Source organism: bacterium (assembly GCA_023150945.1).
Taxonomy (GTDB): domain Bacteria; phylum Zhuqueibacterota; class Zhuqueibacteria; order Zhuqueibacterales; family Zhuqueibacteraceae; genus Coneutiohabitans.
In genome coordinates, this window is the sequence record JAKLJX010000078.1 from 1 (window position 1) to 695 (window position 695).

Consider the following 695-nt stretch of genomic DNA (forward strand, 5'->3'; position numbering starts at 1 on the left):
CTCAACCCAATGGCGGGTACACAACATTCGGGCCAGACGCATGAGCGAGGCGCCCTTTGAAGCATTGCAGGGTCGGGTTGATTATTGTCGATCACCGGCCAAATTCGCCACGCGGCGAAAGTTGATGCGATCAAGATTCAAGAAAATCAAATGAACAAATAACCAAGTTCAGGAATGTCCCATGAAGCGAGTGTTTTCCATTCAAGTATTAGGGCTTCTGCTTTTCAGCCCAGCGCTCCTTGCCCAGCCCAGTCGGGTTGAGAAAAGAAGCTTCTATTCCAACGCGCTTGGCCTGACCAAGAATTACTACGTGTACCTTCCTGCGGGCTACGACAACAGCACTGAACGCTATCCAGTGGTCTATTTTCTCAAAGGCCACGAATCCGAATGGTTTGATCCAACTTTGCGCGGGAGAGTTGGCGGTAGAGCCTTGCAGAACGTCGTTGATGATCTGATCGCTTCGGGAGAAATCGGCAAAATGATCATCGTTTGCCCCAGCACGGCGAGCGAGGATCATACCAGCTTTGTTAATTCTTGCGGTGTGAATATGCTGCGGCCCAGTCTGCGGCCAATGGAAGGAATCGGAACCGGCCGATTTGAAGATTACTTCATTCAGGATTTGATTCCGCATATCGACGCGACACTGCGCACTATGGCGGATCACGAGCATCGCGCCATTGACGGCTTTTTATTGG

At 51.1% G+C, this 695-nt stretch carries 1 protein-coding gene; it reads left to right on the forward strand.

Annotated features, from left to right (window positions below; all coding sequences use genetic code 11):
• Positions 1–181: 181 nt before the first annotated feature.
• On the forward strand, positions 182–695 hold a 514-nt coding region (locus tag L6R21_28115), incomplete at its 3' end, for a hypothetical protein (GenBank protein ID MCK6563071.1).